The sequence below is a fragment of the Sphingomonas faeni genome (assembly GCF_040407505.1).
In the GTDB taxonomy this organism is placed as follows: Bacteria; Pseudomonadota; Alphaproteobacteria; order Sphingomonadales; family Sphingomonadaceae; genus Sphingomonas; species Sphingomonas faeni_E.
On record NZ_JAPZPQ010000001.1, the window covers coordinates 499,745 to 517,187 of the forward strand.

The following is a 17,443-nucleotide window of genomic DNA, read 5'->3' on the forward strand; positions in this document are numbered from 1 at the left end:
CGAGTCCGTCGCTTTGAAGTGCAATACGACAAGGTCACCGCTATGGCTTTGCGCGATGAACGAAACAAGGATGGCCATGCGCGGATTACGTTGCGTCCTCATGACGGTCTTGCTGGCCGTCGGCGGGCTGGCGAGTGCGCCCGCGCTTGCGGAATCGCTGAACGGCTCCAGCCAGCATCTGATGATGAAGCTCGTCGCCGAGAGCGATCAGCCAAAGGCTGGCGCGCCGCTGACGATCGCGTTGGCGACGACGCCTGAGACCGGCTGGCACGGCTATTGGCGCAACCCCGGCGACGCGGGCTTTCCGGCAACCTTCGACTGGACCTTGCCTACGGGCGCGAAGGCAGGCGAGCCCGAATGGCCGGTGCCGACGACGCTGCTGATCGCGGGCCTGATGAACTATGTCTACGAGGCGCCCTATGCGCCGCTCGTGACGATCCAGGTTCCGGCGGGGCTGGCGGCGGGGTCGAAATTCCCGATCCGCCTGAAGACGAGTTATCTCGTCTGCTCGGCGACGATCTGCGTGCCCGAGGAAAAGGCGCTGTCGACCGACCTCACGATCGGCGACGGCGCGCCATCGCAGGCCGCCGCGTTCGCCGGCTGGCGTCAGGCGATCCCCAAGCCGCTCGATGCCGGCGCGACCTACGCGGCGAGCAACGGGACGATGCGGATCGCGGTGCCGTTCCCGGCAGGCGCGAAGATCGACCAGGCGTATTTCTTCCCGGTCACCAGCGGCGCGATCGAGAATGGCGCGGCGCAGACGGTCGCCCGCGACGGCGACCGACTGACGATCAGCACCAAGGTCGCGACGAACGCCAAGGCTGGCGGACCGATCGAGGGCGTGCTGCGGATCGGCGACGGTCAGGGGCTCAGCGTCAAGGCGACGCCCGGCGCGGTCGCCGACGCGGCCGGCGGCGACGCGACGAGCGCGAACGGCGAGAGCCTCTGGCTCACCGCGCTGATCGCGTTCGCCGGAGCAGTGCTCGGCGGGCTGATCCTCAACATCATGCCGTGCGTCTTCCCGATCCTCAGCCTGAAGGCGCTCAGCCTCGCCCGCGGTGGCGCGAGCGAGAAGGACGCGCGCGGCGAGGCCTTGGCCTACACCGCGGGCGTCGTGCTGGTCTGCCTCGGCCTCGGTGGCGCGATCCTGGCTTTGCGCGCAGGCGGCTCGGCGGTCGGTTGGGCGTTCCAGTTGCAGCATCCCGGCGCGATCGTCGCGCTGTTGCTGCTGAGCACCGCGATCGCGTTCAACCTCGCCGGACTGTTCGAGGTCCCGACACCCCGCTTTGCCGGTGAGAGTGGCGCAAGCGGCGCGTTCGCGACCGGTGCGCTGGCCGCGTTCATCGCAACGCCGTGCACCGGGCCGTTCATGGGCGCGGCGCTCGGCGCCGCGCTGGTACTGCCGTGGCCGGCGGCGCTGGCCGTGTTCGGCGGGCTCGGGATCGGGCTGTCGCTTCCGTTCCTCGCGATCGGGTTTATCCCTGCGTGGCGGCGCTGGTTGCCGAAGCCCGGCGCATGGATGGAGACGTTCCGCCACATCCTGTCCGTGCCGATGTTCCTCACCGCGATCGCGCTCGGCTGGGTGCTCGGGCGACAGACCGGCGTGGACACGCTGACTCTCGCGCTGGTCGCGGTGCTGGCGGTCGGCGCGGTGCTGTGGATCGGTGGCTCTCGCCAACGCAAGGGCAAGTCGTTCGGCATCGTCGCGCAGGTGCTGTTGCTGGTCGTGTTCGTCGGCAGCGCGGTCTTGATCTCGCGCGGGCCGCCGGTCGCCGCCACGACCGCCACCGCGGGCGACGAGGCGTTCACCGAGGCCAAGCTCGCCTCGCTGCGCGCCGAAAAGCGCCCGGTGTTCGTCTACTTCACGGCCGACTGGTGCCTGACGTGCAAGGTCAACGAGAAGGCAGCGATCGATACGACCGGCGTCCGCGACGCCTTCGCCAAGCACAAGGTCGCGGCCTTGATCGGCGACTGGACCGACGGCGATCCTGTCATGGGGCGCTTCATCCAGGCGCACAACCGCGCCGGTGTGCCGCTGTATCTCTACTACGCACCAGGCGCAGCCGAACCCACGGTCCTCCCACAGGTCCTTACCCCCGGCCTACTGGAAGGCTTGGGAGCCTAAGAGGATTCCCTTCCCTGAAAGGGAGGGGTTATGTGTGGGTAGGTCCATTGGCTGGCGCAGTACCTGCCTTACGCCGACCCACCCCCAGCCCCTCCCTTCCAGGGAGGGGAGCAAATACATATTCAGACCTTGTGCAGCGCAGCGATGCGTTGCAGCATGGAACCGCAACGCTTGATGGGGAATTGACCGTTTCGATGGGGAAACAAGCGTTCGACGAGATCATGGGGACACCGGGCGACACGACCGCCCGGCCCGAACTGGCAGCCCTCGGCAAGTGGATCGAGGATACGCCGGACGCCGAGCTGCGACGCCGGCAGGAAGCCGCCGAGACGACGTTCCGGCAACTCGGCATCACCTTCGCGGTCTACGGCGAGAACGAAGCGGCCGAGCGGATCATTCCGTTCGACATCGTCCCGCGCGTGTTTCTGCATGACGAGTGGACCCGGCTGTCGGAAGGGCTGGTTCAGCGTGTCGAGGCGATCAACGCGTTCCTCGACGATATCTACGGCGAGCGGCGGATCCTGAAGGAGGGCATCCTTCCCGAAGACCTCGTGCTCGGCAACGCGCAGTTCAGGCCCGAGATCGCCGGTATCCGTCCGCCGCACGGCGTATGGGCGCATATCTGTGGGATCGATCTCGTCCGCACCGGCCCCGACGACTTCTTCGTGCTCGAGGACAACGCTCGCACGCCGTCGGGCGTCAGCTACATGCTGGAAAACCGCGAGGCGATGCTCCGGCTCTGCCCCGAACTCTTCCGCGAGTTCCGCGTCGCCGCGGTCGACAGTTATCCCGACCTGCTGCTGGAGACGATGAAGTCGGTCGCGCCGCACGGCACGGGCTCGAACCCGACCTGTGTCTTGCTGACCCCCGGCCACTATAACTCGGCCTATTACGAGCACAGTTTCCTGGCTGATTCGATGGGCATAGAGCTCGTCGAGGCGGCCGATCTGGTGGTCGACGACGACATCGTCTGGATGCGGACGATTGCCGGGCGCGTGAAGGTCGACGTGATCTATCGTCGGATCGACGACGATTATCTCGACCCGCTTGTGTTCCGTCCCGACTCCGCGCTGGGCGTGCCCGGCCTGATCGCAGCCTACGCCGCCGGCAACGTCGCGATCATGAACGCGCCCGGCAACGGCATCGCGGACGACAAGGCGATCTACAGCTACATGCCCGACATCGTGAAGTTCTACTCGGGCGGCGAGTGCAAACTCCGCAACGTCGAAACGTGGCGCTGTCGCGAACCGCAGGCGTTGAAGTTCGTCCTCGACAACCTCGAAGACGTCGTCGTCAAGCTGGTCGACGGCTCCGGCGGCTACGGCATGCTCGTCGGCCCGACCGCCTCGAAACAAGAGATCGAGGATTTCCGCGCCGCACTGATCGCGGAGCCACATCGCTACATCGCGCAACCGACGCTCGCTTTGTCGACCGTCCCGACGATGGCAAAAGGCGGCCTCAGCCCCCGCCACGTCGACTTCCGCCCCTTCGTGCTGAGCAGCGCGAAGGGCGTGCAGGTCGTCCCCGGCGGCCTCACCCGGGTCGCGCTCAAGGAAGGATCGCTGGTGGTCAATTCCAGCCAGGGCGGCGGCACCAAGGACAGCTTCGTGCTCATGGCCGACCAGTCGCAGCGGATGAACGCCGGGGGGATGGCGCAGACGATGGGCGGCATGACGCAGACTTTCGGCGCGCAAACCTCGGGCGGGACCGCCTGATGCTGTCGCGCACCGCATCCTCGCTCTATTGGCTCGGCCGCTATTTCGAGCGCGCCGACTTCATCGCCCGGCTGGTCGAAGCCACCGTCCGCCTCGACGTGCTCTCGTCGCAACCCTCGGGCGACGCCGCCTGGGCATCTGCGCTCGCCGTCACCGAAACCGACGAGGCCTTCGCCGCGACCGGCGTCGAGATCGGGCAACGCGACGTGGTGCGCTTCCTGACGCTCGATTCGAGTCATCCGGGATCGATCGTCCGTTGCCTCGTCATGGCGCGCAACAACGCCAAGGCGGTCCGCACTGCGCTGACCCGCGAGGCGTGGACCGCGATCAACCGCGCATGGCTGCTGTTCGAGAACCGCGCGACGCCGGGCAGCACGACCTCGCAGCTGAACCTGGTCGAGGCGGTCAAGAACGAGACGCGCGGCTTCGAGGGCGCGGTCCACCGCATGCTCCGCAACCAGACGACATGGTTTATCCGGCTCGGCCAGGCGGTCGAGCGCGCGGACAACACCGCACGTCTGCTCGACGTCAAATACCACATCCTGCTGCCCGAGGGCGAACGGCTCGGCGGCGCGATCGACCGCGACCAGTGGACGACGATTCTCCAGACCGTGTCCGCCGTCACGGCCTATCGCTGGCTCTACAATGACGGGCTGCGGCCTGCCGACGTTATCGACCTGCTCCTTGCACGGTCCGAACTGCCTCGCAGTCTCGCTGCGTCGGTCGAGGAGACCGTCGACGTGCTCAACCTGCTCGCCAAGCGGACGGGCAACCACGGCGAGGCCGATCGTATGGCCCGGATGCGTGCGTCGCGGATGGCAAAGACGCGATCGGGCGAGGTCATCGCCTCCGGTCTGCACCAGTATCTCCAGGCGTTCATCGCCGAGAACGCGTTGCTCCACGGCGCGATCGGCCGTCAGTTCAAGTTCCTCTGATGCGCCTCTCGATCGACCACCACACGATCTACCGCTTCGCACAGCCGCAGGGTCGCTTGGTGCAGATGCTCCGCCTCACGCCCGAGAACACGCACGATCAGACCGTGGCGTCGTGGCGGATCGACGTCGATTGCGACGCTCGGCTCAGGCCCGGTCGCGACGGCTTTGGTAATGCGGTGACCATGCTCTATGCGGAGGGACCAGTCGACGGGATCGAGATCACTGTGAAGGGCGAGGTGCTGACGAGTCATTCCGACGGCGTCCTACACGGCGTTAACGAGACGCTCCCGCCCGCGCTGTTCCTCCGGTCCACTGAGGCGACCGTTCTCGATACAGCTATCGCCAAGTTCGCCGCCAATGCGGCCGAAGGCGCCCGCGATCGCATCGGCGCGCTCCACCGGCTGAACCGAGCATTTCACGCGAGGTTCTCGTTCGATGCTGGACGTCCCGAACCCGGTCGGACTGCCGCCGCCGCGTTTCGCATGGACAGCGCCACGCCGCGCGACATGGCGCAGATGTTCGCCGTCGCCGCACGGTCGCTCGGCGCGCCGGCGCGGTACGTGTCGGGCTATCATCACAACGATCACGAGGTCGTGCATCTGCCGACGCCGCATGGCTGGGCCGAGGCGTTCGTCGACGGGCTCGGCTGGGTCGGGTTCGATCCGTGCACGGGGATGTCGCCCGAGGAGCATTACGTCCGCGTCGCGATGGCGCTCGATGCGGCGGGCGCGGCGCCTGTGGCGGGGTCAAGGTTGGGCGAAGGTGGCGAGGAACTCGACGTCGACGTCGTTGTACAGCGCGAGGACTAAGCTTTAAAATTTGTTTTCCCGCGAAGGCGGGGACCCAGACTGGGCTCCCGCCTTCGCGGGAGAACAAGAAGGTTAAACCAACACCGCAATCCGCGCAGCCTTCGTCACCAGATCCGCATCCTCCAACCGCCTCCACCCCGCCGGCCCCAGCACTTCCAGCGGCCGGTACCGCGTCTTGTATTCCATCCGCGGCGAGCCCTTCACCCAGTATCCAAGATACACATACGGCAGCCCCGCATCGCGCGCGCGCAGAATGTGGTCCATGATGATGAAGTTGCCGAACCCCGGTCGCGCCGCGTCGTCGGCCGCGAAGAAGCTGTAGACCATCGACAATCCATCCGCCTGGCGATCGGTCAGGCACGCGCCGATCAGCGCGCCCTGCACGCCGTCGACCGACGGCTCGCGATACTCGACGATCACCGAATTGACCGGCGAATGCTCGATCATGTCGGCATAGTCGTCCTCGTCCATCCCCGCCATGCCGCCGCCCGGATGCCGCGTGCCGAGGTAACGGCGCAGCAACTGGAACTGCTCGTCGGTCGCCCACGCCTTGCACGCGGTCACTTCGATATCGCCGAGCCGCTTCAGCAATTTGCGCTGCGTCGCGTTGGGCACGAACTCGTCCGTCACCACGCGGACCGAGACACACGCGATGCACCCCGCGCACGACGGCCGATACGCCACCCCCTGGCTGCGACGAAAGCCGATCCGCCCCAGCGCATCGTTCAGCTCGTTCGCATGCGGACCGGTGAGCTCGGTGAACACCTTGCGCTCCTGCCGATCCGGCAGATACGGGCACGGCGCAGGGCTGGTGACGAAAAAGCGCGGGAAACGGAAAGGCGCGGTCACCGAGCGAAAAGTCCTTCAGGCAGGCGCGATCAGCCGCGTCGCCCCGTATATGGCCGCCTAACCCAAACGTACAATCGGTTTACCACGAATGTCGGTTAACGCGGTAAATCACCGTATCAGAATGGGATTATGCCAGCTCGACGGTTGACGTCTCGTACCCGCCAGCGCGCAACGCCCCCACCAGCCGATCGAGATGCGCACGGTCGCGAAGCTCGCATTCGATGTCGGTGATAAGCCCCTTCGCCGGCAACGTCGTAAAGACGCGCTGGTGATAGATCTCGATGATGTTGACGCGTTCCTGATCGAAGATCCGCGCGACATGGAACAGCGCGCCCGGCTTATCCTGCAACCGGATGCGCAACCGCGCGAGCCGCCCCGACCGCGCCAGATCGCGCAGCAGCACGTTGGCGAGCAACCGCGTATCGATGTTGCCGCCGCACAGCACGATCCCGACGGTCTTCCCCGCGAACCGCTCGGGATGCGACAGCAGCGCGGCGAGCCCGGCGGCACCCGCACCCTCGACCACCGTCTTCTCGATCTGCAGCAGCAGGCTGACCGATTCCTCAAGGCTGCGCTCGCTGACAAGAACGATGTCATCGACCAGCTCGGCAACGATCTTCGAGGTGATCGCACCCGGCTCCTTGACCGCGATGCCCTCGGCCAGCGTATCGCCCGCGCAGGCCATGTCGGTCCCGTTGATCCGGTTGTACATCGAGGGGAACAGCTCGGCCTGCACGCCGACGACCTCGATCGGGTGACCGCCTGGCGCTTCGCTCAACGCACGCGCGACTGTCGACATGCCGGAGATAAGTCCGCCACCACCGATCGGGATGACCAACGTGTCGAGTTGCGGTACGTCCTCCAGCATCTCGATCGCGACGGTGCCTTGCCCTGCGATGACGCGCGGATCGTCGAACGGATGGACGAAGGTGAAGCCGCACTCGCCCTCGAGAATGCGCGCATGCGCATAGGCCGCGTCGAACGTCTCGCCGTGCAGCACGACGTTGGCGCCGTGGCCCTCTGTCTGCATGACCTTCACGGTCGGCGTGTTGGTCGGCATCACGATCGTCGTCGGGATGCCCAGGCGGTTGGCATGATAGGCGAGGCCCTGCGCATGATTGCCCGCCGACGCGGCGATGACGCCCTTGGCGCGCGCTTCGGCCGACAGCTGCAACAACGTGTTGAGCGCACCGCGCTCCTTGTACGCCGCGGTAAACTGCAGGTTCTCGAACTTCAGATACACCGTCGCGCCGGTCATCTTGCTCAGCGTCTTGCTGATCAGCGTCGGCGTGCGGACGATCGAGTCGCGGATCCGGTCATGCGCGACGCGGACGTCGTCGATCGAGACGGGGAGGGTGGGTGCCGCTACGGCAGCGTGGGTGGCCATGTCCGACCCGCTAGACCATCTGGCGCGCATGGGAAACACCGCTTATGCGCGGACGCTATGGCAAAACTGGCATTCATCGGAACCGGCGTCATGGGCGCGCCGATGGCGGGGCACCTCGCTACGGCAGGACACTACGTCACCGTCTATAATCGGACTCAGGCCAAGGCGTTGGCATGGGCCGATAAATACGGTGGCAAGGTCGCCGACACGCCCGCGGCAGCGGTGAAGGACGCCGATGCGGTGTTCGCCTGCGTCGGCAACGATGACGATCTCGCTTTGGTCACTTTGGGCGAAGACGGCGCGTTCGCCGCGATGCGCGACGACGCGGTGTTCGTCGATCACACCACCGTCTCGGCCTCGATCGCGCGACGCCTCGCGGGTGAGCGTGCGCTGGTAGTCGACGCACCCGTATCGGGCGGGCAGGCTGGCGCAGAGAACGGCAAGCTCTCGATCATGTGCGGCGGTTCGACCGAGGCGATGGCGAAGGCCGAACCCTTCATGCAGGCCTATGCCGCGCGGATCGTCCATGTCGGCGAGGCGGGCGCAGGCCAGACCACCAAGATGTGCAACCAGATCGCGATCGCCGGCGTGATCCAGGGCGTCGCCGAATCGCTGCGGTTCGCGCAAAATTCCGGGCTCGATCTCGACAAGGTGTTCGAGGCGATCTCTGGCGGCGCGGCGCAGAGCTGGCAGATGGTCAATCGCTGGCCGACGATGGCGAAGGACGAGTTCGACTTCGGCTTCGCGGTCGACTGGATGCGCAAGGACCTGGGCCTCGCGCTCGACGAAGCGCGACGTAACGGCGCGGTTCTGCCGGTCGCAGCGCTGGTCGATCAATTCTACGCCGATGTTCAGGCGATGGGAGGCGCGCGTCAGGATACGAGCGCGCTGGTACGGAGATTGCCCAAGTGATCAAGCGCAACACCACAGCACTGCTCCCCTCCCTGAAAGGGAGGGGCCGGGGGTGGGTTGGCCCGTTGTCCAGGCACCAGGCTACCCCCACCAGCCGACCCACCCCCAACCCCTCTCTTTCAGGGAGGGGGGCAAGAGCCGCGCTGGTCTTGGCATTGCTGCTCCCGACCCCCGCGCTTGCCGACGGGATCGTCGACAACGTCAACGGTGTCACCATTGCTGACGGCGGACGCGTGATCCACTTCAAGGCGATTCTCGTCGACAAGGATGGTCGCGTCACGCGTCTCGTCCCCCCCGGCGAGGAGGCCCCCAAGCTCAGCCGCAAGGAATTGAAGAAGAACGCCGGCAAGCCGCTGTACGACTGGCGCGTCGACATGGGTGGCAAGACGGTGTTGCCCGGCTTCATCGACGCGCACGGCCATGTCCTCGAGATGGGCTTCGGCGCGCTGTCGCTCGACCTGTCGATGACCAAGTCGCTCGACGAGGCGAAGTCGCGGATCGCCGCCTACATCGCCGGCAATCCCGATCGCAAATGGGTCCTGGGCCGCGGCTGGAACCAGGAGGCGTGGGGGCTGGATCGCTTCCCGACCGCCGCCGACCTGGAGTCGGTTTCCGGCGGCCACCCGATCTGGCTGTCGCGTGCGGACGGGCATGCCGGCTGGGCGAACCGCGAGGCGATGCGCGAGGCCGGGGTCACCGGCGCGACCGTATCTCCGGCGGGCGGGCGGATCGAGAAGACCGGCGGCGCGCCTGCGGGCGTGTTCGTCGACGGCGCGCAAGGACTGATCGAGAAGGTCGTGCCGCAGCCGCTTCCCAAGGAGCGCGATGCCGCGTTCCTGACCGCCCAGCGCATCCTGCTCGGCTACGGCGTCACCGCGGTCGCCGACATGGGCACGACGCTCGACGACTGGCTGACCTATCGCCGGATGGCGGACATTGGCGGGCTTCGCGTCCGCATCATGAGCTATGCGATGGGCGTCGAGACCGCCAGCCGGATCGGCGGCAAGGGGCCGACCCCGTGGCTGTACAATGATCGCCTGCGGATGGGCGGCGTGAAGCTCTACGCTGACGGCGCGCTCGGCTCGCGCGGTGCGTGGTTGCTGAAGCCCTATACCGATGCGCCTGGCCAGTCGGGGCTCGGCTTCCTGACCGACGACCAGCTCCAGAATCAGATGAGCCGCGCGGCGATGGACGGGTTCCAGGTCGCGGTCCATGCGATCGGCGACAAGGCGAACCGGGAGGTGCTCGACGCGATCCAGGTCGAGAGCGAGACCTACACCGGCGATCGCCGCTGGCGGATCGAGCATGCGCAGATCGTCGATCCAACCGACCTGCCACGCTTCGGCAAGTTCGGAACCATCGCCTCGATGCAGCCGACGCATGAAACCAGCGACCGGACGATGGCCGAGGCACGGCTAGGGCCGAACCGGTTGGCGGGTGCCTATGCGTGGAAATCGATGCTCACCAACGGAGCGAAGCTCGCCTTCGGGACCGATTTCCCGGTCGAGAAGCCCGATCCGTTCGCGACCTGGGCGGCAGCCTTCACGCGTCAGGATACCGATGGCCAGCCTCAGGGCGGGTGGCAGCCACAGGAACTCGTCACGCGCGAACAGGCGTGGTGGGCGATGACCGGTGCGGCGGCCTATGCAGGGTTCGCCGAGAAGCAGTTCGGTGCGCTCGCACCCGGCCAGCGCGCGGACTTCATCGTCGTCGATCGCGACCCGACGATGGCCTCGCCGACCGACCTGCGCACGACCAAAGTTAGCGAAACATGGATTGGCGGGGAGAAGGTCTGGGTGCGCAAGTAACCGCGCGGGTTACTGGCGCATCCTGATCAACCCCTCCTGCGCGACGCTGGCGACTAGTCGGCCGTCGCGCGAGAAGATGCGCCCGCGGTTGAACCCGCGGGCATGCCCGGACCACGGTGCGTCGCAGGCATAGAGCAGCCAGTCGTCCGCGCGGAAATCCTCGTGCAGCCATAGCGAATGATCGAGGCTCGCGGTCTGCAGCCCCGGCGTGATCCAGTTGACGCCGTGCGGCAGCAGCGCGGTACCGAGCAACGCCATGTCGGACGCATAGGACAGGATCGCGCGGTGCATCGCCGGGTCGTCGCCGATCGGTGCGACGAGGCGGAACCAGTTGGCATGCGCTGCGGGTTGCGGAACGGGCTCGATCCAGCTGCGTGGGTTGACCGGACGGATCTCGATCGGGCGCTGGCGCAGCATGTGCGCGCGGAACTTCTCGGGGATGCCGTCGATGCTCTCCAGGCGCAGTTCGCGATCGGAGCGCAGGTCTTCGGGCGGGGCGACATCGGGCATTGCATCCTGATGATGGAGTCCGTCCTCGGGCGTCTGGAACGACGCCGCCATGTTGAGGATCGGCTGCCCCTTCTGCATCGCGATCACACGCCGGGTGGCGAAACTCCGACCCTCGAAATCGCGGACGACGCGGTAGACGATCGGATAATCCTCGTTCCCCGGCCGCATGAAATACGCGTGAAGCGAATGTGCCGCCTTGGGCGCCTCGGTCGAACGTTGCGCGGCCTGCAGCGCCTGCGCGATGACCTGCCCCCCGAACACGCGACCGACGCCGCCCGGCTGGCGCTTCCCGACATAGAGATCGGTGTCCACCTCCTCGATCTCGAGCAGGTCGACCAAGCCTTGTGCGAGTGCTTCAGGCGTTACGTCGGCAGTTTCAGCAGGCATCTGACTTCCTTGTTCTCCCGCGAAGGCGGGAGCCCAGACTGGGGCCCCGCCTTCGCGGGGGCGCACTCTACGGTCAATACCCGGCGGCTATCGCCAGCCGATCGGCATGGAAATTAGCATCGCCGAACATCTCTGCCAGAACGCGAGCACGCTTCATGTAGAAGCCGATGTCGTATTCGTCGGTCATACCGATGCCACCGTGCATCTGGATGCCCTCCTGGACGCTGAGCGTGGTTGCCAAAGCCGTCATAGCCTTGGCCACCGACACCGCCTCGTCGGCGCGGTCGCTGCCCTGGTCGAGCAACTGCTGCGCCTTCAACACGGCGGCGCGCGCCACCTCCATCTCCGAATACAGATGCGCCGCACGGTGCTGGAGCGCCTGGAAGCTGCAAATCAGCGTCCCGAACTGCTTGCGCTCCTTCATGTAGCCGATCGTCATGTCCATCGCGCCACCGCCAACTCCCAGCAGTTCCGCCGACGCGCCGGTCCGCCCCGCGCGCAACAGGCGGTCGAGCGGTGTCCGCCCCGCATCGACTTCGCCGATCACCGCATCCGCATCGACCTCGACGCCCTCGAACTCCAGCCGCGCGGCAAGGCTCGAATCCGCCAGCCGCTCGGCATTCGCGCTCAGCCCGGCGGCATCCTTCGGCACGGCAAACAGCGTGATGCCGTCCCTGTCGTCGGCGCTGCCACCAGTCCGCGCGGCGACGATGATCAGGTCGGCGGTGTGGCCGTGCGTGACGAACCGCTTGGCGCCGGTCAGCTTAAAGCCGTTGCCCGAGCGCTCGGCGGTCATCGCCACGGTATCGCGGTGCTTGGCACCCTCGTCGATCGCGAGCGCGGCGACGGTCTCGCCGGCGATGATCCCGGGGAACCAGCGCTCGGCCTGACCCGTGCCCTTGAGCGCGTCGACCGCCGCGACCGCGGTGGAGAGGAACGGGGAGGGGGACAGATTCCGCCCGATCTCCTCCAGCACCACCCCGGCCTCGACATGCCCGAGCCCGAGTCCGCCTTGGTCCTCACCGATCAGGATGCCGGTAAAGCCCATCTCTGCGAACTGCTTCCACAGATCGCGCGAGAAGCCGGTCTTGTCGTCGGCGTCGCGCAGCGCGCGCATGTGGCTCACGGGCGCGTGCTCCGCGACGAAATCACGGATGGTGTCCTGAAGGACGGTCTGGTCGTCGTCTAGATACAATGGCATGTCTTCGTCCTTCTGCTCCCTCGCCCCGACGGGGAGAGGGTCGGGGAATGGGGCTGTTGGGTCGGATCGTCCGAGCCTCACTGCCCCTCTCCCGCCTGCGCTTCGCTGCGGCATCCTCTCCCCGATGGGGGGAGGGATTTACGCCGGCAATTCCAAAATCCGCTTGGCGATGATGTTGAGCTGGATCTCGCTCGTCCCGCCCTCGATCGAGTTCGCCTTCGTCCGCAGCCACGACCGCGGGATCGCCCCGCCGCGCGACCGCTCGCTGTCCCATTCGAGCGCATCCGAGCCGCCCGCCGCCATCATCAATTCGTACCGGCCCTTGTTCAGTTCGGTCCCGTAGTACTTCATCATGCTCGGCTGGGCAGGGTGCGCCTTGCCCGCCTTCAACTCGTCGATGAACCGCTCGGACATCGCCCCGAACGCCTTCGCGCGCACCTCGAACAACGCGATCGACGCGCGCAGCAACGGATCCGCCAGCCGCCCGTCATGCCCCAACCCGACGGTCGCGATCGCCCCGTCGATCAACGGATTGCCGCCGCTCGACGCGAGCCCCATCCCCGAGATCATCTCGCGCTCATGCCCGAGCAGGTATTTCGCGACGTCCCAGCCCTTGTTCTCCTCGTAGACGCGGTTGACCTTGGGCACCTCGACATTGTCGAAGAACGTTTCGCAGAACGGCGAATTGCCGCTGATCAGCAGGATCGGCTTGGTCGACACGCCCGGCGAGGCCATGTCGAACAGCACGAAGCTGATCCCGCCCTGCTTCGACGTCTTGTCGGTGCGGACGAGGCAGAAGATCCAGTCGGCCTTGTCGGCATAGGACGTCCACACCTTCTGCCCGTTGACGAGATAATGGTCGCCCTTGTCCTCCGCCGAGGTGGCAAGCCCGGCAAGGTCGGACCCCGCATTCGGCTCCGAATAGCCCTGGCACCAGCGGATCTCGCCACGCGCGATCTTCGTCAGGTGATCGAGCTTCTGCTCCTCGGTGCCATATTTCAGCAACGCCGGCCCGAGCATCGAGATCCCGAACGAATTGAGTGGGTTGCGCGCCTTTATTGCCGCCATCTCTTCGCGCAGGATCTTCGTCTCCGCAGGCGACAACCCACCGCCACCATAGGCTTTGGGCCAGTCGGGCACGGTCCAGCCCTTGGCGGCCATCTTGTCGAGCCACTCCTTCTGCGCCGGCGACGACGGCTTGAACTGGCGCCCGCCCCAGCAGACGTCGTCCTCCGAGCGCACCGGTTTGCGCATCTCGGGCGGGCAGTTCTCCGCGAGCCACGCACGCGTTTCGGACCGGAAAGTATCGAGGTCGGACATCGGATCAGCTCCTGCTTAATCGGTTGCACAGCGCGGCGACGGCGATCGCGTCGTGGTCGCGGTAACGGTTGGTGATGACCTGCACGCCGATCGGCAGGCCGCGCGGGTCGATCCCGACGGGCACGCTGGTCGCGGGCAGATTGGGGAAGGTGGCGAGCCCGGCCCAGGCGAACTGGACGCCGAACGGGGTGTCCTCGCCGTCGATCGACAGCGTGCGCCGCGCGATGTTGCGTTCGGCGATGTGCGGGAAGGCGTTAACGCCGCTGGCGGGCGCGATCACCGCGTCGAACTGCTCGAACAGCGCACCCCAGGCGCGTTGCAGCCGCGCCTGCGAATCGAGCAGGTCGAACCACTGCGACAGCGTCGCGACCTTGCCGTCGCGCGCGGGTCCGCCGCGAGTCATCGCGATGCCGAGCATCCGCATATAGTCGGCGTGCTGCGCGGCGAGGTCGATCGGCGGGGGTGCGCTTGAAATGATGGCGCCGGCCGCGGCGAGGGCTTCACCGACGCGCCCGATCGCGCCGACGATCGACGAATCGACGCGTGCCGAGGGATGCGCGGTGAGCAGCAGGATGCGTGGTCGGGCCAAGTCGACGGTCGCGCGCGGCAAGGGGATGTCGGCGAGGATGTCCAGCGCAACGGCCAGATCCTCCGGATTGCGCGCGAGCGGTCCGATCACGCCGAGAACCGCACTAGCCCCATCGGTGCCGGGCACGCGGTGGCCGAGATCGGACAAGGCGCCATAGGTTGGTTTGTGCCCCCAGACGCCACAGAAAGCGGCCGGCACGCGGATCGAGCCGCCGATATCGGAGCCGAGCTCGAGCGGTACCATGCCCGACGCGAGCGCCGCCGCGGCACCACCCGACGATCCGCCGGGTGTCAGCGTCGGGTCGAGCGGATGGTTCGTCCGGCCATGGATCGGGTTGTCCGCCTGCCAGTCGCTCAGCCGCACCGGCACGTTGGTCTTGCCAAGGATCACCGCGCCCGCCGCCTTCAGCCGCGTGACGGCCACGGCATCGCGGTCGACGATATTGTCGCGGTGGACCCCGACGCCCCAGCTGGTCGGCAGGCCGGCGACGTCGAACGACTCCTTGACCGTCATCGGCACGCCGAACAGCGGACGATCGTCCGAACCCTCCGCATCGAGCGCCCGCGCCGCCTCGCGCGCCCGCACGAAATCGCGGACGACGACGGCGTTGATCGCACCGTCGCGCGCCTCGATCCGCGCGATCGCCGCGTCGCACTCGGCAAGCGCGGTCGTCTCGCCCGCACGGATCGCCGCCGCCGTCTGGAGCGCGGACCGCTCCATCAGCGCGCGGTTGCCCGAAAGAAACGACCGCGACCGATCACTTCAGCCGTCCGCCCGATGCCGCGGCATCCTTCAGCGACTTCGCCACCGGGAACCCGTATTTCTCGAGCCCCGCGACGACCTTCGCCAATCCCTCGGACTGCGCCCAGAACATCGGGCCGCCGCGGTATACCGGCCAGCCATAGCCATAGATCCAGACCACATCGACGTCCGACGCGCGCTGCGCCTTGCCCTCTTCGAGGATCAGCGCGCCTTCGTTGACCATGGTGTAGAGCGTCCGCACGACGATCTCCTCGTCGCTGATCTCGCGCGGTGTCACGCCCGACTTCTTGCGGAAATCGTCGATGATCTCGGTGACCCGTGCCGAGTTCGACGGCGTGCGCTTCTCGTCATAATCGTAGAAGCCCGCCTTGGTCTTCTGGCCCCAGCGATTCTCCGCCGCCAGCGCATCGCGGATGTTCTCGATCCGGCTCGGATCGCGGTGCCAGCCGATGTCGACGCCGGCGAGATCGCTCATCTGGAACGGCCCCATCGGCATCCCGAACGCGACATGGACCTTGTCGATCTGCTCCGGGCTCGCGCCTTCCAGAAGCAGCTTGGTCGCTTCGACCTGCCGCGGCATCAGCATGCGGTTGCCGATGAACCCGTAGGTGACGCCGGCGACGACAGCGACCTTCTTGATCTTCTTCGCGAGCGCCATGACGGTCGCCAGCACGTCGTCCGCGGTCTTGTCGCCGCGTACTACTTCGAGCAATTTCATCACGTTGGCGGGCGAGAAGAAGTGCATCCCGACTACATCCTCGGGCCGCTTGGTGCAGGCCGCGATCGCGTCGATATCGAGATACGACGTGTTCGACGCCAGGATCGCGCCGGGCTTGGCGATCGCGTCCAGCTTGGTGAAGATCTCCTTCTTCACCTCCATCGTCTCGTAGACAGCCTCGATGATCAGGTCGCATTCGGCGAGATCGGCGAAGTCGAGCGTCGGCTTCAGCGCGCCCATCGCCTGCTCGACCTGCTCGGGCTTCATCCGGCCCTTGGCGGCGGTCGCCTCGTAGTTCTTGCGCACGACGCCGGTGCCGCGGTCGAGCGCGTCCTGCTGCATTTCCACGATCGTCACGGGGATGCCCGCGGACAGGAAGTTCATCGAGATGCCGCCGCCCATCGTGCCCGCGCCGATCACGCCGACGCGCTTGATTTCGCGGAGCTTGGTGTCGGCGGGGACGTCGTCGATCTTGGCGGCCTGACGCTCGGCGAAGAAGATGTGGCGCTGGGAGGCCGACTGCACGCCGGTCATGAGCTTCATGAATTCCTGGCGTTCGAAGGCGATGCCCTCCTCGAAGCTGGAGCCGTCCGCGGCCTTCTCGACGCAGGCAATGTTGGCAGCCGGCGCGTCGAAGTTACGGAAACGGCGCGCATTCTCCTTCTTGAACGCGGCGACTGCATCGGGATCGGCCTGCGCCGTCTTCTCGGACGCGCGGGGCAGGGGGCGCTTGGTCGCGATCTCGCGCGCGAACGCGACGGCATCGGCTTCGAGTGAGCCCTCGCCGACGATCTTGTCGATCAGCCCGGCGTCGAGCGCCTTCTTGGCCGAGATCGGATCGCCCTTCGCGGTCATTTCCAGCGCGAGCTTCACGCCGGCGATCCGCGGGATGCGCTGCGTGCCACCCGCGCCGGGCAGCAGACCGAGCTTCACCTCGGGCGTGCCGATCTTCGCCGAGGGGACGGCGACGCGGTAATGGCAGCCGAGCGTCACTTCGCAACCGCCGCCAAGCGCGGTGCCGTGGATCGCCGCGACGACGGGCTTCGACGACGCCTCGATCATGTCGACGACGGTGGGCAGGCCGGGCTCGACCATTTCCTTGCCGAACTCGGTGATGTCGGCGCCGGCGAAGAACGTGCGGCCGTCGCAGCGGATCACCATCGCGGTGATGCTGTCGTCGTTAACGCCTTCCTTGATCGCCGCTTCGAGACCCTGCCGGACCGCGGCGCCGAGCGCGTTGACGGGGGGATTGTTCGAGATGATGACGAGCACGTCGTCATGGCGTTCGGTGCGGATCGGGCTGGTCATTCTAGTCTCCTGGTGCTGGCCCCGTCATCCCGGCGAACGCCGGGACCCAGAGCCAAATTCGGTGTGCGTGCGGCCCTGGGTCCCGGCGTCCGCCGGGATGACGGCCGT

General features: G+C 66.8%; 13 protein-coding genes. 6 read left to right on the forward strand and 7 right to left on the reverse strand.

The window, feature by feature from the left end:
• Nucleotides 1-76 precede the first annotated feature (76 nt).
• The 4 genes from O6X71_RS02425 to O6X71_RS02440 all read left to right on the forward strand — a co-directional run bounded on the left by O6X71_RS02425 (nt 77) and on the right by O6X71_RS02440 (nt 5,584).
• Entirely contained in the window at nt 77-2,125 is a 2,049-nt protein-coding gene (locus O6X71_RS02425) for a protein-disulfide reductase DsbD family protein (protein ID WP_353464284.1), read from the forward strand.
• A gap of 194 nt (nt 2,126-2,319) precedes the next feature.
• The gene (locus tag O6X71_RS02430) at nt 2,320-3,840 is read left to right on the forward strand and encodes a circularly permuted type 2 ATP-grasp protein (RefSeq protein WP_353464285.1); all 1,521 of its coding nucleotides are present in this window, start codon (nt 2,320-2,322) and stop codon (nt 3,838-3,840) included.
• Nucleotides 3,840-4,775 carry an alpha-E domain-containing protein gene (locus O6X71_RS02435; protein ID WP_353464286.1) on the forward strand — a complete coding sequence of 312 codons (936 nt, stop codon included), beginning with the start codon at nt 3,840-3,842 and terminating at the stop codon, nt 4,773-4,775. Before O6X71_RS02430 ends, O6X71_RS02435 begins: the two co-directional genes overlap by 1 nt.
• Nucleotides 4,775-5,584 (forward strand): transglutaminase family protein, encoded by an 810-nt coding sequence (locus O6X71_RS02440; protein ID WP_353464288.1) that lies wholly within the window; start codon nt 4,775-4,777, stop codon nt 5,582-5,584. The genes O6X71_RS02435 and O6X71_RS02440 overlap by 1 nt, the downstream gene beginning before the upstream one ends.
• Nucleotides 5,585-5,656: 72 nt before the next feature.
• On the opposite strand, the gene O6X71_RS02445 is transcribed toward O6X71_RS02440, so the two are convergent.
• Both O6X71_RS02445 and O6X71_RS02450 read right to left on the reverse strand, forming a co-directional pair.
• Nucleotides 5,657-6,433, reverse strand: coding sequence for an arginyltransferase (locus O6X71_RS02445; protein WP_353464289.1), 777 nt, complete (start codon nt 6,431-6,433; stop codon nt 5,657-5,659).
• Nucleotides 6,434-6,560: 127 nt separating this feature from the next.
• Complete coding sequence (locus O6X71_RS02450; RefSeq protein ID WP_056048458.1) at nt 6,561-7,820, reverse strand: threonine ammonia-lyase; 1,260 nt, start codon at nt 7,818-7,820, stop codon at nt 6,561-6,563.
• 57 nt (nt 7,821-7,877) lie between these two features.
• On the opposite strand from O6X71_RS02450, the gene O6X71_RS02455 reads away from it, so the two are divergent.
• Nucleotides 7,878-8,732, forward strand: coding sequence for an NAD(P)-dependent oxidoreductase (locus O6X71_RS02455; RefSeq protein WP_353464290.1), 855 nt, complete (start codon nt 7,878-7,880; stop codon nt 8,730-8,732).
• A gap of 149 nt (nt 8,733-8,881) precedes the next feature.
• The gene (locus O6X71_RS02460; protein WP_353464291.1) at nt 8,882-10,540 is read left to right on the forward strand and encodes an amidohydrolase; all 1,659 of its coding nucleotides are present in this window, start codon (nt 8,882-8,884) and stop codon (nt 10,538-10,540) included.
• Nucleotides 10,541-10,549: 9 nt separating this feature from the next.
• Here O6X71_RS02460 and O6X71_RS02465 read toward each other — a convergent pair whose 3' ends face one another.
• The 5 genes from O6X71_RS02465 to O6X71_RS02485 form a co-directional block, all read right to left on the reverse strand.
• A complete protein-coding gene (locus O6X71_RS02465) occupies nt 10,550-11,437 on the reverse strand; it encodes an acyl-CoA thioesterase (protein ID WP_353464292.1) in 888 nt (295 codons plus the stop codon).
• Nucleotides 11,438-11,510: 73 nt separating this feature from the next.
• A complete protein-coding gene (locus tag O6X71_RS02470; protein ID WP_353464293.1) occupies nt 11,511-12,638 on the reverse strand; it encodes an acyl-CoA dehydrogenase family protein in 1,128 nt (375 codons plus the stop codon).
• 138 nt (nt 12,639-12,776) lie between these two features.
• Nucleotides 12,777-13,958, reverse strand: coding sequence for an acyl-CoA dehydrogenase family protein (locus O6X71_RS02475; protein WP_121885210.1), 1,182 nt, complete (start codon nt 13,956-13,958; stop codon nt 12,777-12,779).
• 4 nt (nt 13,959-13,962) lie between these two features.
• Nucleotides 13,963-15,267, reverse strand: a complete 1,305-nt coding sequence (locus tag O6X71_RS02480) for an amidase family protein (RefSeq protein WP_353464294.1) — start codon at nt 15,265-15,267, stop codon at nt 13,963-13,965.
• A 37-nt stretch (nt 15,268-15,304) separates the two neighbouring features.
• Nucleotides 15,305-17,335, reverse strand: coding sequence for a 3-hydroxyacyl-CoA dehydrogenase NAD-binding domain-containing protein (locus O6X71_RS02485; protein WP_353464295.1), 2,031 nt, complete (start codon nt 17,333-17,335; stop codon nt 15,305-15,307).
• Between the last annotated feature and the right edge of the window lie 108 nt (nt 17,336-17,443).